This window comes from Pseudomonas sp. MAFF 730105, from assembly GCF_055380705.1.
This window is the reverse complement of sequence record NZ_AP018438.1, coordinates 503,235-517,686: the sequence shown is the minus strand read 5'-3', so window position 1 is coordinate 517,686 and position 14,452 is coordinate 503,235. Positions and strand designations below refer to the sequence as shown.

The 14,452-nt window shown below is 62.2% G+C and carries 13 protein-coding genes; 11 read left to right on the top strand and 2 right to left on the bottom strand.

The window, feature by feature from the left end; translation table 11 throughout:
• The first annotated feature begins 8 nt into the window (after positions 1–8).
• From PCOSP_RS02285 to selO, 4 genes are all read left to right on the top strand, one after another.
• Complete coding sequence (locus PCOSP_RS02285) at positions 9–881, top strand: methyl-accepting chemotaxis protein (RefSeq protein WP_464711855.1); 873 nt, start codon at positions 9–11, stop codon at positions 879–881.
• Between the two features lie 329 nt (positions 882–1,210).
• Positions 1,211–2,953, top strand: a complete 1,743-nt coding sequence (locus tag PCOSP_RS02280; RefSeq protein ID WP_139646879.1) for a potassium/proton antiporter — start codon at positions 1,211–1,213, stop codon at positions 2,951–2,953.
• A 36-nt stretch (positions 2,954–2,989) separates the two neighbouring features.
• On the top strand, positions 2,990–6,352 hold the full coding sequence (gene mscK / locus PCOSP_RS02275) for a mechanosensitive channel MscK (RefSeq protein WP_464710222.1): 3,363 nt from the start codon (positions 2,990–2,992) through the stop codon (positions 6,350–6,352).
• Between the two features lie 37 nt (positions 6,353–6,389).
• A complete protein-coding gene (selO, locus tag PCOSP_RS02270; RefSeq protein WP_175361821.1) occupies positions 6,390–7,853 on the top strand; it encodes a protein adenylyltransferase SelO in 1,464 nt (487 codons plus the stop codon).
• A gap of 184 nt (positions 7,854–8,037) precedes the next feature.
• Here the strand turns inward: selO and PCOSP_RS02265 are convergent, their stop codons facing one another.
• A complete protein-coding gene (locus PCOSP_RS02265) occupies positions 8,038–8,316 on the bottom strand; it encodes a hypothetical protein (RefSeq protein ID WP_024779860.1) in 279 nt (92 codons plus the stop codon).
• A gap of 147 nt (positions 8,317–8,463) precedes the next feature.
• Here PCOSP_RS02265 and trxC point away from each other — a divergent pair, with 147 nt between their 5' ends.
• Positions 8,464–8,898, top strand: coding sequence for a thioredoxin TrxC (gene trxC / locus PCOSP_RS02260; RefSeq protein WP_139646886.1), 435 nt, complete (start codon positions 8,464–8,466; stop codon positions 8,896–8,898).
• Positions 8,899–9,021: 123 nt separating this feature from the next.
• Here the strand turns inward: trxC and PCOSP_RS02255 are convergent, their stop codons facing one another.
• Positions 9,022–9,792, bottom strand: coding sequence for a ParA family protein (locus tag PCOSP_RS02255; RefSeq protein WP_175361822.1), 771 nt, complete (start codon positions 9,790–9,792; stop codon positions 9,022–9,024).
• Between the two features lie 348 nt (positions 9,793–10,140).
• Between PCOSP_RS02255 and PCOSP_RS02250 the strand changes: the two genes are divergently transcribed.
• From PCOSP_RS02250 to PCOSP_RS02225, 6 genes are read left to right on the top strand one after another with little or no spacing between them, the layout of a single operon-like run.
• Complete coding sequence (locus PCOSP_RS02250) at positions 10,141–10,869, top strand: beta-ketoacyl synthase chain length factor (RefSeq protein WP_175361823.1); 729 nt, start codon at positions 10,141–10,143, stop codon at positions 10,867–10,869.
• Positions 10,845–11,654: a lysophospholipid acyltransferase family protein gene (locus PCOSP_RS02245; protein WP_139646892.1), complete on the top strand. Its 810-nt coding sequence runs from the start codon at positions 10,845–10,847 to the stop codon at positions 11,652–11,654. Before PCOSP_RS02250 ends, PCOSP_RS02245 begins: the two co-directional genes overlap by 25 nt.
• Positions 11,635–11,892 carry a phosphopantetheine-binding protein gene (locus PCOSP_RS02240; RefSeq protein ID WP_024779865.1) on the top strand — a complete coding sequence of 86 codons (258 nt, stop codon included), beginning with the start codon at positions 11,635–11,637 and terminating at the stop codon, positions 11,890–11,892. The genes PCOSP_RS02245 and PCOSP_RS02240 overlap by 20 nt, the downstream gene beginning before the upstream one ends.
• Positions 11,893–11,901: 9 nt before the next feature.
• Positions 11,902–12,156, top strand: a complete 255-nt coding sequence (locus tag PCOSP_RS02235; protein WP_024779866.1) for an acyl carrier protein — start codon at positions 11,902–11,904, stop codon at positions 12,154–12,156.
• Entirely contained in the window at positions 12,153–12,713 is a 561-nt protein-coding gene (locus PCOSP_RS02230) for a COG4648 family protein (protein ID WP_139646893.1), read from the top strand. Before PCOSP_RS02235 ends, PCOSP_RS02230 begins: the two co-directional genes overlap by 4 nt.
• Positions 12,710–14,389, top strand: a complete 1,680-nt coding sequence (locus PCOSP_RS02225; protein ID WP_464710221.1) for an ApeI family dehydratase — start codon at positions 12,710–12,712, stop codon at positions 14,387–14,389. The genes PCOSP_RS02230 and PCOSP_RS02225 overlap by 4 nt, the downstream gene beginning before the upstream one ends.
• Positions 14,390–14,452: the final 63 nt, after the last annotated feature.

The window sequence follows — 14,452 nt, the reverse complement described above, 5'->3', positions numbered from 1 at the left end:
TGCGGGCGATGTCGACCATGCAGGAAAAACTGCGCGACACCCTGCAGCGGATCTCCGGCTCGGCGACCCAGCTGGCTTCCGCCGCCGAAGAGCTCAACAGTGTCACCGACGAAAGCGCCCGCGGCCTGACCCAGCAGAACAACGAAATCGAACAGGCCGCTACCGCAGTCAATGAAATGACCAGCGCCGTGGAAGAAGTGGCGCGCAATGCGGTCAGCACCTCCGAGGCCTCGAAGAACGCTACCTCTTCCGCTGGCGACGGTCGGGACCTGGTGCAGGAAACCGTCAGCGCCATCGAACGCATGAGCGCCGACGTGCAAGGCACCGCCACGCTGATCGGCAACCTGGCCGATGAGTCCCGCGACATCGGCAAGGTGCTGGACGTGATCCGTGGCCTGGCGGACCAGACCAACCTGCTGGCCCTGAACGCCGCCATCGAAGCCGCCCGTGCCGGTGAAGCCGGTCGCGGCTTTGCCGTGGTCGCGGATGAAGTGCGCGCCCTGGCCCATCGCACCCAACAATCGACCAGCGAAATCGAACGCATGATCGGCAGCATCCAGAACGGCACGGAGCAGGCCGTGGACTCGATGCGCAACAGCACCGAACGCGCCGAGTCGACGCTGAACATCGCCCGCGGCGCCGGCCTGTCCCTGGACACCATCAACACCGCCATCGTCGAAATCAACGAACGCAACCTGGTGATCGCCAGCGCCGCCGAAGAACAGGCCCAGGTGGCTCGTGAAGTGGACCGCAACCTGGTGAACATCCGCGACCTGTCGGTGCAATCGGCCACCGGCGCCAACCAGACCAGCGCCGCCAGTGCCGAACTGTCGCGCCTGGCGGTGGACCTGAACAGCATGGTGGGACGGTTCAGTCTCTGACCCTCAATGGTCGATCCTCCTCTATAGATGAAGGATCGACCCGCTTTTGTGGCGAGGGGATTTATCCCCGCTGGGTTGCGAAGCACCCCCCAGATACTGAGCTGTCGCATAGACCCAGAGCGAGCGCTTCGCACTCGAGCGGGGATAAATCCCCTCGCCACAAAGGACATCACCGCCCATATCCGCGACTGACTAGCGAAAGGCGTGTTCAACGCCCCTCAATCCAAAAGCTTTTTTGACAGCATCGCATTTCAACAGGTTAGAATCGCTGGCACGCAGACTGCATGGTCAGTTTGTGCCCGTCTTTCAGTTTTCCCGGAGTACTGCCTTTGACTGCGACGACCATCAACAGCCTGTTCTTGATCGGCGCGTTGCTGGTGGGTGCGAGCATCCTGGTCAGTTCTCTTTCGTCCCGCCTGGGCATTCCGATCCTGGTGATCATCCTCGCCGTGGGCATGGTCGCCGGTGTCGATGGTGCCGGTATTCTTTTCGACAACTACGCCACGGCCTATCTGGTCGGTAACCTCGCGCTGGCCGTCATTCTGTTGGACGGTGGCTTGCGTACCCGGGTTTCGAGTTTCCGGGTGGCCCTGTGGCCGGCGCTGTCGCTGGCGACGATCGGTGTGTTGATCACCACCGGATTGACCGGCCTGGCGGCGGCGTGGCTGTTCAAGCTGAATCTCATCCAAGGCTTGCTGATCGGCGCCATTGTCGGCTCGACCGATGCCGCGGCGGTGTTTTCGCTGCTGGGCGGCAAAGGCCTGAACGAGCGGGTCAGCGCCAGCCTTGAGATCGAGTCTGGCAGCAACGACCCCATGGCGGTGTTCCTGACCGTGACCCTGATCGGCATGCTCGCCAGCGGCCAGACCGACCTGGAATGGAACCTGGTGGGGCATCTGGTGCGTGAGTTCGGCATCGGTGCGGTGCTCGGCCTGGGCGGTGGCTGGTTGATGCTGCAATTGGTCAATCGGATCAACCTGGCCAACGGCCTCTACCCGATTCTCGTCATCAGCGGCGGCCTGGCGGTGTTCGCCCTGACCAACGCCCTTCACGGCAGCGGTTTCCTGGCGGTGTACCTGTGCGGCCTGGTCATCGGCAATCGCCCGGTGCGCAGTCGCCACGGCATCCTGCACATGCTCGATGGCATGGCCTGGCTGGCGCAGATCGGCATGTTCCTGGTGCTGGGCCTGCTGGTGACGCCCCATGACCTGTTGCCGATCGCCCTGCCCGCCCTCGGCCTGGCGTTGTGGATGATCCTGTTCGCGCGGCCCCTGTCGGTCATCGTCGGCCTGCTGCCCTTCAAGGCCTTCCATGGTCGTGAAAAAGCCTTCATCTCCTGGGTCGGCCTGCGTGGCGCGGTGCCGATCATCCTGGCGGTGTTCCCACTGATGGCCGGCCTGCCCCATGCCCAGCTCTACTTCAACCTGGCGTTCTTCATCGTGCTGGTGTCGTTGCTGGTCCAGGGCACGAGCCTGCCCTGGGTTGCCAAGCTGCTGCATGTCACCGTCCCACCGGAGCCCTTGCCGATTTCCCGGGCAGCGCTGGAGGTTCACGTCACCAGCGAGTGGGAACTGTTCATTTATCGCCTCGGGGCGGAAAAGTGGTGCATCGGTTCGCCCCTGCGGGACCTGAAAATGCCCGATGGCACCCGTATCGCGGCGCTGTTTCGTGGCCAGCAACTGCTCCATCCGTCGGGTAGTACGGTGCTGGAAACCGATGATTTGCTCTGCGTGATCGGCCATGAACATGACCTGCCGGCCCTTGGAAAACTCTTCAGCCAGGCGCCGCAACGAGGCCTGGATCTGCGCTTCTTCGGCGACTTCGTGCTCGAAGGAGACGCCCAGCTGGCCGCGGTTGCCGCCCTGTACGGGCTGAAACTGGACGGCATCGATCCGGACATGTCCCTGGGCCGCTTCATTGCCCAGAAAGTCGGTGGCGCACCAGTGGTCGGCGACCAGGTGGACTGGAACAACACCCTGTGGACCGTCGCGGCCATGGACGGGAACAAGATCGGCAAAGTGGGCGTCAGATTCCCCGAAGGAAGTCGCCCGGGTCCCGGCTTGTTCCTCTAAACTGCTCCCATTCTTTAATTTGCTCGTCCGGTCTCTATGCCTACCCTGCGCTCCTTCTTCGCCATCGCCCTGTTGGGCCTGAGTCTTTCCGTCTGCACGCTGCAAGCTGCTGAACCGCCCACGAGCGACTCGGTGCAGGCCAGCCTGGACAAGATCGCCGACCGCAAGCTGCCGGAAGCCGACCAGAAAGCCTTGCAAGCCGTACTGCAAGACACCCTGGCCCAGCTCGCCAGCAAGGCCGACTACGAACGCAAGCTGCTCGCCCTCAAGCAACAGCTGGCCAGCGCGCCGAAGCAGAACATTGAAAACCAGCGTGAACTGGCGCGGCTCAAGAACACCGCCGTGGTACCCGTGGCGCAGCGCTATGCCAACCTGCCGATTCCCCAGCTCGAGCAAATGCTGACGGAACGCTCCACTCAGCAGAGCGACCTGCAAAAGGCCCTCGCCGACGCCAACAGCCTGATCATCACCGCCCAGACCCGCCCCGAGCGCGCCCAGGCCGAAATCGCCAGCAGCCAGACCCGCATCCAGCAGATCAATAGCATCCTCAAGGCCGGCAGGGACGCCGGCAAGCCCCTGAGCGCCGAACAGCGCGACCAGCTCAACGCCGAACTGGCGGCCCTCAACGCACTGATCCCGTTGCGTCGCCAGGAACTGGCCGGCAACAGCCAACTGCAGGACCTGGGCAACGGTCAGCACGACCTGCTGATGGAAAAAATCGCCCGCATGGAGCAGGAAATCCAGGACCTGCAGAACCTGATCAACCAGAAGCGCCTGGCCCAATCCCAGGAGACGGTGACCCAGCAGTCCATCGAAGCCCAGAAGGCCGGCGGCAGCAGCCTGCTGGCAACCGAAAGCGCGACCAACCTGAAGCTCTCCGACTACCTGCTCAAGAGTACCGACCGCCTCAACGAAGTGACCCAGCAGAACCTGCAGACCAAGCAACTGCTGGACAGCGTCACCCAGACTGACGCGGCCCTGGATGAGCAGATCAGCGTGCTCAAAGGCAGCCTGTTGCTCTCCAAGATCCTCTACAAGCAGCGCCAGACTCTGCCGCGCCTGAAGCTGGACCAGAACCTCGCCGACCAGATCGCCGACATCCGCCTGTATCAGTTCGAAGTCAGCCAGCAACGGGAGCTGCTGAACAACCCGAGCACCTACGTGGACAGCCTGTTGGCGTCCCAGCCGTCGGAGCAAGTCACACCGCAGTTGCGCAAGACCCTGTTGGACCTGGCCCTGACCCGCGTCGACCTGCTGGAACGCTTGAGCCGCGAATTGAGCGCGGTGCTCAACGAGTCCATCACCCTGCAGCTCAACCAGAAACAATTGCTCAGCACCGCGCAAAACCTGCGAGCGACACTCGAAGAACAGATGTTCTGGATTCCCAGCAACAAACCGCTGGATTTCGAATGGATGCGTGGCGTGCCGGCTCGCCTGGAAAAACAGGTCGACTCGTTGCCCTGGACCTCGAGCCTCAGTGAATTGGCCGACGGCCTGACACAGCGGCCGCTGCTGTTCCTCCCCCTGGCGCTGCTGATCGGTGCACTGCTGTGGCGGCGCAAGCACCTCTATGCCCGCTTGAACAAGGTTCACCAGGACGTTGGCCATTTCAAACGCGACAGCCAGTGGCACACCCCCCAGGCGATCCTGATCAACATCCTGCTGGCGATGCCGGTCGCCCTGGCGCTGGCCCTGTGCGGTTTTGCCTTGCAAATCGATGCCCGCGGCCAGAACGCCAACCTCGGCGCGGCGCTGTTGCAGATCGGCCAGGCCTGGCTGGTGTTCTATACCGCCTATCGCATTCTGGCGCCCGGCGGCGTGGCCGAGTTGCATTTCCGCTGGGAGAAACCCCAGGTCGAGTTCCTCCAGGGCTGGATCCGTCGGCTCGGGCTGGTGGTACTGGCGCTGGTAGCCGTGGTAGCGGTGGCCGAGTTGCAGCCTTCGACCCTGGCCGACGACGTGCTGGGCATGCCAGTGGTACTGACCTGTTATGCCTTGATGGCCTGGCTGCTCAGCCGCCTGTTGCTCAGCAGCCCGACCCACCGCAATACCTCCCTGTTCCGCAAGGCCGTCGGGGTGATTTTCACGGCGCTGCCCATCGCGCTGTTCGTGGCGGTGTGCTTCGGCTACTACTACACCGCACTGAAGCTCAGTGACCGGCTGATCAATACCCTGTACCTGCTGATGTTCTGGCTGGTGATCGAGGCCACCTTCGTACGCGGCCTGTCGGTGGCGGCCCGACGCCTGGCCTACCAGCGCGCCCTGGCCAAACGCCAGGCGGCCAAGGAAGCCGGCGATGGCGAAGCAGTGGTCGAGGAGCCGACCCTGGATATCGAGAAGGTCAACGAGCAGTCCCTGCGGCTGATCCGCCTGGCCCTGCTGGGCGGCTTCATCGCCGCGCTGTACTGGGTCTGGTCGGACCTGATCAGCGTGTTCTCGTACCTGGACAACGTGACCCTCTACGAATACACCAGCGGCACCGGCGTCAACATGAGCATGGTGCCCATCAGCATCGGCGACTTGCTCGGTGCGCTGATCATCATCGGCATCACTTTCGCCCTGGCGCGCAACCTGCCGGGCCTGCTGGAAGTGTTCGTGCTGTCGAAACTGAACCTGGCCCAAGGCAGCGCCTACGCCACCACCACGCTGCTGTCCTATGTGATCGCCGGCGTCGGCTTCGTCACCACCCTGTCCACCCTGGGCGTGAGCTGGGACAAGTTGCAATGGTTGGTGGCCGCACTATCGGTGGGCCTGGGCTTCGGCATGCAGGAGATCTTCGCCAACTTCATTTCAGGGATCATGATCCTGTTCGAGCGTCCGGTACGGATCGGCGACACCATTACCATCGGCAACCTGTCGGGCACGGTCAGCAAGATCCGCATCCGTGCGACCACCATCACCGACTTCGACCGCAAGGACATCATCGTCCCGAACAAGACCTTCATCACCGGGCAGTTGATCAACTGGTCGTTGACCGACACCGTCACCCGGGTAACCCTGAAACTGGGCGTGGACTACGGCTCGGACCTGGATCGGGTCCGGGAACTGCTGCTCAAGGCCGCCCGCGACAACCCTCGGGTACTGAAGGAACCGGAACCGATCGTGTACTTCCTGAACTTCGGCGAGAGCACCCTGGACCACGAGTTGCGCATGCACGTGCGCGATCTCGGCGACCGCAACCCGGTGCTGGACGAGATCAACCGTTTCATCAACCGTGAGTTCAAGAAGGAGCACATCAACATCTCCTTCCGGCAGATGGAAATCTACCTGAAAAACCTTAACGGCCAGGAATACAAGCTGGTGCCCGCCGAGCCCGAGAAAAAAACCATCACGCCCGCGCCTTCGTCGGTGACCAGCATCAAGCCGGTAGCGGAGCCGCCCCAGGACACACTCGACTGATCGCGGGGTGCCAGCAGGCATCGCGCCGGAGACGGCCATGAAAACGCTGGAAACCTTGTCCTTCGATAACCGCTTCGCCCGCCTGGGGGACGGTTTTTCGGCCCATGTGTTGCCTGAACCCATCGACAACCCACGGCTGGTCGTCGCCAGCCCGGGCGCCATGGCACTGCTGGATCTTGACCCGGCCGAAGCCCAGGCGCCGTTGTTCGCCGAACTGTTCGGCGGGCATAAGTTGTGGGCCGAAACCGAGCCTCGGGCGATGGTGTATTCCGGACATCAGTTCGGCCACTACAACCCGCAACTCGGTGACGGACGAGGCTTGCTGCTGGGAGAGGTGTACAACGAAGCCGGCGAACACTGGGACCTTCACCTCAAGGGCGCGGGCCAGACGCCGTTCTCACGGATGGGCGACGGACGGGCCGTGTTGCGCTCCTCGATCCGCGAGTTCCTGGCATCCGAAGCGCTCCACGCCTTGGGCATCCCCACCACCCGTGCCTTGTGCGTGATCGGCTCGGACACCCCGGTATGGCGCGAAAAACAGGAGCGCGCCGCCATGGTGCTGCGCCTGGCACCGAGTCACGTGCGTTTCGGCCATTTCGAGTATTTCTACTACACCAAGAAACCCGAGCTGCATGCCGCGCTCGCCGAGCACGTATTGAACCTGCACTTCGCCGAATGCCGTGAACAGCCGGAACCGTACCTGGCGATGTTCCGCGAAATCGTCGAACGCAACGCCGAACTCATTGCGAAATGGCAGGCCTATGGTTTCTGCCATGGCGTGATGAACACCGACAACATGTCGATTCTGGGCATCACCTTCGACTTCGGGCCGTTTGCCTTCCTCGATGACTTCGACGCCAACTTCATCTGCAACCACTCCGATGACCAGGGTCGCTATTCCTTCAGCAACCAGGTACCCATTGGCCAGTGGAACCTCAGCGCCCTGGCCCAGGCCCTGACGCCGTTCATCAGCGTCGAAGCCCTGCGCGAGACCCTGGGCTTGTACCTGCCGCTTTACCAGGCCCATTACCTGGACCTGATGCGCCGTCGCCTCGGCCTGACAACTGCGGAGGAAGATGACCAGAAGTTGGTGGAGCGCCTGCTGCAACTGATGCAGAACAGCGGCGTCGACTACAGCCTGTTCTTCCGCCGGTTAGGCGATCAATCGCCTGAACAAGCCGTCACCAGGCTGCGGGACGACTTCGTCGACCTTATGGGCTTCGACGCCTGGGGCGCGCTTTACATCGCCCGCGTCGGCCGTGAAGGCAGCGTCGATCAGGAACAGCGCCGGATCCGCATGCACGCGGTGAACCCGTTGTATGTATTGCGCAACTATCTGGCACAGAACGCCATCGATGCCGCCGAGTCAGGCGACTACGAAGAAGTCCGCCGTCTGCACCAGGTGCTGAGCCGTCCGTTCGAGGAGCAACCGGGCATGGACAGCTATGCGCAACGGCCGCCGGAGTGGGGCAAGCATCTGGAGATCAGTTGCTCGTCGTGACCCAGCTCAATAGCTGGAATCGGCTTTCAGCCAAACGCGCTTTTGTGGCGAGGGGATTTATCCCCGCTGGGCTGCGAAGCGGCCCCAAAAAGCTGCAATTGCACGCAGCCTGACAAGACTTGATCGGTTTTAAGGAGTGCTTCGCAGCCCAACGGGGATTTATCCCCTCGCCACAAAAGCTGTCTCACCCGACCTTATCGTTCCCCTGCTCAGGCGTCTCGATTCCCGGCTCTGCCTCGGTGGCATCCTTGTCAGTGGGTTTGGCCGGCGTTTTTTTCTCGGGATAGCCGGGCAGGCCGCGGGCGTCTTCGGGGGTCAGTTCGTCTCGTTCGTGACGGCGATCAATGGCATAGGCGGGAGCGGCGTTCGGGTCTTCGTCGCGACCGGCGGTGCCGAGCACCCAGCCGTCATCGTTGGGGTTGTCCTGCGGTGCGTGCGTGACAGGTTCTCGAGGATGGCTCATGGGACCTCCTTGGGTTGCGAACAGATGCGTTGTGGTCTTTTTGAGGGCATCGAAGGGTGTCAGTGCGGCGCATCTGATGAATGGCAACCTTGATAAACCGCCTCGGCGACACCAGATCAACATCATGACCGACTTATGGAGCTCACCATGTCTGACCCGATGCTGATCCCCTGCCCCCATTGCAACGGGCTCAATCGCATACCTGCCGAACGTCTGGCCGACCAGCCCAAGTGTGGGCGCTGCAAAGCTCCGGTGTTATTGGGCAAGCCGTTCGAACTCAAACAGGCCGACTATTCCAGCCAGGTCAAGGGCGACCTGCCGTTGCTGGTGGATGTGTGGGCGGACTGGTGCGGCCCCTGCAAATCCTTTGCGCCAGTGTTCGAACAGGCCGCCGCACAACTGACTGGTAAATGCCGACTGGCCAAACTCGACAGCGAAGCCAATCCGCAACTGTCGGCGCAATTGGGAATTCGTTCGATTCCCAGCCTGATCCTGTTCAAGAATGGCAAGGAAGTCGCACGGCAAAGCGGAGCGTTACCCTTGCCGCAACTGATGAGCTGGTTGCGCAGCCAGGGGATCTGACGCGACTCCATTGTGGGAGCGAGCCTGCTCGCGATGCGCAGACACATTCAACATCGATGTGCCTGTCAGTCCGCTATCGCGAGCAGGCTCGCTCCCACATAGGTGCCTGAAACAACCTCTCAGTCAGGCGTTTTCCAACAACCCATGCAACTCCACGAACTGCAGGGTCAACTTGTGCCGCGCATCCAGATGAATCAGCGGCAGGCTGGCCTGGTGGGATTCACGCATGCGTACCGAACTGCTCAGGTACACCGGCAGTACCGGCAAGCCCTCGGCGATCAGTTCGTCGAGCATCTGCTGCGGCAGGCTGGCCCGGGCCTGGAACTGGTTGACCACGATGCCTTCAATCTCCAGGCCCTCATTATGGTCTTCCTTGAGCTCTTCTATTTCCGCCAGCAGGCCATACAACGCCTGGCGGGAAAAACTGTCGCAATCGAAAGGGATCAACACCCGATCAGCCGCAATCAGCGCTGAAACCGCATAGAAATTCAGGGCTGGTGGCGTATCCAGGTAGATCCGATCGTAATCCTCGTCCAGCTCTTCGAGTAATTTGCGCAGCTTGTTGATCTTGTGCTTCGCCTCAAGCTTGGGCTGCAGATCCGTCAGCTCGGCAGTGGCGGTGATGACATGCAGGTTATCGAACGGCGTTTCGTAGATATCGACCTTGTTCTTCTTCGAGAAGGGTCCGGAGGACAGGGTTTGCTTGAAGAAGTCGGCAATGCCCATGGGGATGTCGTCGCCGGTGAGACCGGTCAGGTATTGAGTGGAATTGGCCTGTGCGTCCAGGTCCACCAACAACGTGCGATACCCTTCGCTGGCGCTGACCGCCGCCAGGTTGCAGGCGATGCTGGACTTGCCCACCCCACCTTTCTGATTGAATACCACGCGCCGCATGTCAAAACCTCCGTGTATCAAAGATTCCCGAGTGTAGTAGGCGATGACACCGCTTCGCTACCTTCAGCATGGATGGACTACAGCGTTAGTGGCTTTTTCCGGTAAAGCAGCGTCAATTCGCGCGAAGGATGACGGAAGCAGCCGACAGACAGGTTCGTCACAATCGCGATAATGAGCTGGCCGAGCCGGGACGAACCCACCGTCAGGTTTTCCCGTTTTAATGTAACCATTGTTTGCTACAAGCCAACGGCACCGGGATAATGCGCGCCATTTGGGTCGCAAGGCCATGCTGGGTTGGACGCGGGTCAAACCACTGAACCGTGACAATAAAAAGCCCGCAGGGGTGGGATGAATTTTTTGATCAATTTCAATATCGCCCAATGGCGCGCATGGGCCCCTGGGCTCGAAAGCGTGGACGACTGGCAGGCCTGGAGCCAACAGCCGGTGATATTGCCCGCCAACGACGCCGCCCCTGATGTCTCGTTCCTGCCGGCCATGCAGCGCCGCCGCCTCAGTCGCCTGGCGCGGATGGCCTTCAGTGTCGGCTGGCCCCTGGCCGAAGGCCGGCCGAACCTGCCGTTGGTCTTTATTTCCCGCCACGGTGAAACCCCACGCACATTTGAGATTCTCAAGGACCTGGCAGCCGACCAACCGTTGTCGCCCACCCAGTTCAGCCTGTCGGTGCACAACGCAGTGATCGGCCTGTGGTCGATCATGCGCAACGAAACCAGCGAAATGACGGCCCTGGCCGCCACGGGCGACGGGTTGGAGCATGGTGTCCTGGAAGCCGCCGCGCTGTTGAATGAAGGTGCACCGGCGGTGCTGCTGGTCATCACCGAAGAACAACCGCCCCAGGTCTATGCACCCTGGGTTGACGACGTGCCGTTTCCCTATGCGATGGGGCTGCTGCTGACCCGGGGCGAAGACTGGCAACTGGCCTTGTCCACCCCACAGGTTCAACCGTCCGGCAGCGACTGGCCCCATGCCCTGGATCTGCTGCGTACGCTGTTGAACGACGAAACCACCTGCCAACATGCCTGGAAGAATCGTGTATGGACCTGGCAACGCAACCGGTGACGGGCAAGCATCGCGACGCCTATTACTGGCGCCTGCTCGCGACCGCTGCAAGCTTCGCCCTGTTCGGGCTGGGCGGGCTGTGCCTGCGGTTGCTGGTGTTTCCGCTGCTGGCCTGGTGGCCCGGCGATGCCCAGGTCCATCGGCAACGGGCCCGGCGCACGGTTGGACGGCTGTTCTGGTTCTTCATCCGGTTCATGGCCCGCACCGGCGTGCTCACTTATCAGATCGACGGCGCAGAAAAACTTGGCCGGCCCGGACAGATGATCATCGCCAACCATCCGTCGCTGATCGACGTGGTGTTTCTGATCGGGCTGGTGCGCGATGCCAATTGCGTGGTCAAGCAAAGCCTCTGGGACAACCCCTTCACCCGCGGCCCGTTGCGCTCGACCCAATACATCAGCAACGACGGCAGCATGGACATGCTCGACGCCGCCAGCGATGCCCTGAAAGATGGCCAGACCCTGATCGTGTTCCCCGAGGGTACGCGTACCCAGCCCGGCCAGGCGCCGGCCTTTCATCGGGGCGCTGCGGCTATCGCCCTGCGAGGTGCGAAAATCCTCACACCCGTGACCATCAAGGTCAGCCCGACCACCCTGACCAAGGCCGAACCCTGGTATCGCATCCCCCAACGCCGCGTGCACTTCAGTTTCCATGTGGGGGCCGATATAGATCCAAAGGCGTTCGCCACGCTCGGCCCCCCGCCTCTTGCTTCGCGCAGGCTCAACGATTTTTTGCATCACTATTTCATCAAGGAGCTCGCCGAAGATGAGCGATCTGCACCGTGACATCAAACAGCTGATCATCGACGCCCTCGGCCTGGAGGACATCGAGGTAGACGACATCGGCGACCACCAGACCCTGTTCGGCGAAGGCCTGGGCCTGGACTCGGTGGATGCCCTGGAGCTTGGCCTGGCGATCCAGAAACAGTACGGCATCAAAATAGATGCCGACGCCAAGGACACCCGCAACCATTTCAGCAATGTGGCAAGCCTTGCGGCCTTCGTCACTGCAAAACGCGCTTGAGACCGGACCATGCAAACTCGTGACGACATTTTCAACACCCTGCGCGATGCCCTGGTGGAGCTTTTCGAACTGGACCCTGAGCGCGTGACGCTGGAATCGAACCTGTATCAGGACCTGGAAATCGACAGCATCGACGCGGTCGACCTGATCGATCACATCAAGCGCCAGACCGGCAAGAAAATCGCCGCAGAAGAATTCAAGACGGTACGCACCGTCAACGACGTGGTCGAGGCGGTCTATCGACTGGTCCAACCGGCCGCATGAGCCGGCTGATTGGCCTTGGCCTGCTATTGGCGGGCCTGCTGTACCCCTTTGCGGTGTATTTCGGCATGGAGCACTTCGCCCCTTGGCAGTTCGGCCTGCTGCTGGGTAGCTTGTGGCTGGCCCGGGCATTGCTCGTTAACCGAGGACTCGGCAAAGGTGAGCCTGGCAATCTGTGGATGGCGGTCGCGGCGATCGTGTTCTGCGGGTTGCTCGCGCTGTTCGATAACCCGCTCCTGCTGCGTTGGTATCCGGTACTGATCAGTGCCTTCATGCTCGGGATGTTCACCCTGAGCCTGAAATACGGCCCGCCGATGATCGAGCGCATAGCCCGCCTGCGTGAACCGCAATTGCCGGCAAAAGCGGTGGTTTATACCCGCCAGGTCACGGTGGTCTGGAGTGTGTTTTTCCTCTGTAACGGTTTGCTCGCCGCCGTCCTGACGCTCTGGGCGCCGCTGAGCTGGTGGATGTTGTACACCGGTCTGATTTCCTACGGGTTGATGGGGCTGCTGTTTGCCATTGAATGGCTCATACGACAAAGGGTAAGAGGCCGCCCATGAATTGGATAAAACTTGAGCAGATGTTGCTCAAGGCTCAGCCGGAGCGCGCAGTCGCCGTCGATCCGGCACTCAGTCATTCGCAACTGCGGGACGAAGCGCTGTGCCTGGCCGCAGGCCTGCACGCCCGCGGTGTACAGCGTATGGCCGTGCACCTGGAAGACGCCGCCGACCTGGCCGTCGCCCTGCTCGGTGCCTGGCGTGCCGGGGTGCGCGTCCTGCTTCCCGCCGACCTGCAGGCCCAGACCCGCCAGCGCTGGTCGGCCGAGGTCGACCTGTGGCTGACCGACCAACCTGGCGACACCCATCCAGGCGACTTGCGACAGGCTCCCCTGGAGCCTGTCGAGCTGGACCTTGACCAATGCTGGTTGAGTCTGTGCACCTCCGGCTCCAGCGGCGAGCCCAAGCGCATCGAGAAAAACCTGCGCCAGTTGAGCAACGAGGTCCAGGCCCTGGAGCAATTATGGGGCGCCGACCTGGGCCGCGCCTGCATGATTGGCAGCGTCGCCGCCCAGCACATCTACGGCCTGCTGTTCCGGGTCCTGTGGCCGCTGTGCGCAGGGCGGCCGTTCATGCGTCGGCAATTGGCGTTTCCCGAAGACCTGCAACGCGCCAGCCGCGAGCACCCGGTCTTCGCCTGGGTCGCCAGCCCGGCACTGCTCAAGCGCATGGGCGACAACCTCGACTGGACGGCCTTGAGCAGCGTGCGCCGGGTGTTCTCCTCCGGTGGCGCCTTGCCGGCCGAGGCCGCTCAAAGCCTGCAGCAGCGCCTGGGCCAATGGCCGACGGAAATATTCGGCAGTTCGGAAACCGGCGGTATCGCCTGGCGCCAGAGTGATGAACGGTGGCAGCCCTTTGCCGGTGTCGAACTGAGCCAGGACAGCGACGGTGCCTTGCTGGTCGCTTCGCCTTATCTGCCTCCCGCCCATGTGGAACATACCGCCGACGCCGCACGGATTGACGCCGATGGGCGCTTCGAACTGCTCGGACGCCTGGATCGCATCGTCAAGCTCGAAGAAAAGCGCATCTCCCTGCCGATGCTGGAACAGGCATTGGTGGCCCACGACTGGGTGAGCGAAGCGCGGCTGGGGGTAGTGCGGGAAAATCGTGCATCCCTTGGCGCTCTGCTGGTACTGAGCGAAACCGGCCTCCATGCATTACGTAACCAGGGTCGTCGCGCCGTGACCGAAACCTTGCGTCGCCACCTGAGCGGGCATTGCGAAACACTGGCCCTGCCACGGCGCTGGCGCTGGCTGCGCCAGTTGCCACTCAACGCTCAAGGCAAGCTGCCCCAGGCCGAGGTCGAAGCCCTGCTGGCGGCCCCGCGCCCAAAGGCTCCCGACGTGCTGGAGCAGATCGAGACCGACGGCGAATGGAGCCTGCAATTGGTCGTGCCGCCGGACCTGGCGTACTTCAGCGGCCACTTTCCCACCGCCCCGGTACTGCCCGGCGTGGTGCAGGTCGACTGGGCCCTGAACCTGGGCCGGCAACTGCTGGACCTGCCGCCGCGCTTCGTCGGGATGGAAGTGCTGAAGTTCCAGCAACTGGTACGCCCCGGCGATGAAGTCCAGTTGCACCTGCGCTTCGAGCGCGAGCGCGGCAAGCTGTACTTCGCCTACCGCAACGATACGGCAGCGTGCTCCAGTGGGCGGATTGTGCTGGGGGCAGCCCATGACTAATGCTCACACCGTCCTGTGGCGAGGGGATTTATCCCCGCTCGAGTGCGAAGCACTCGCCAACGA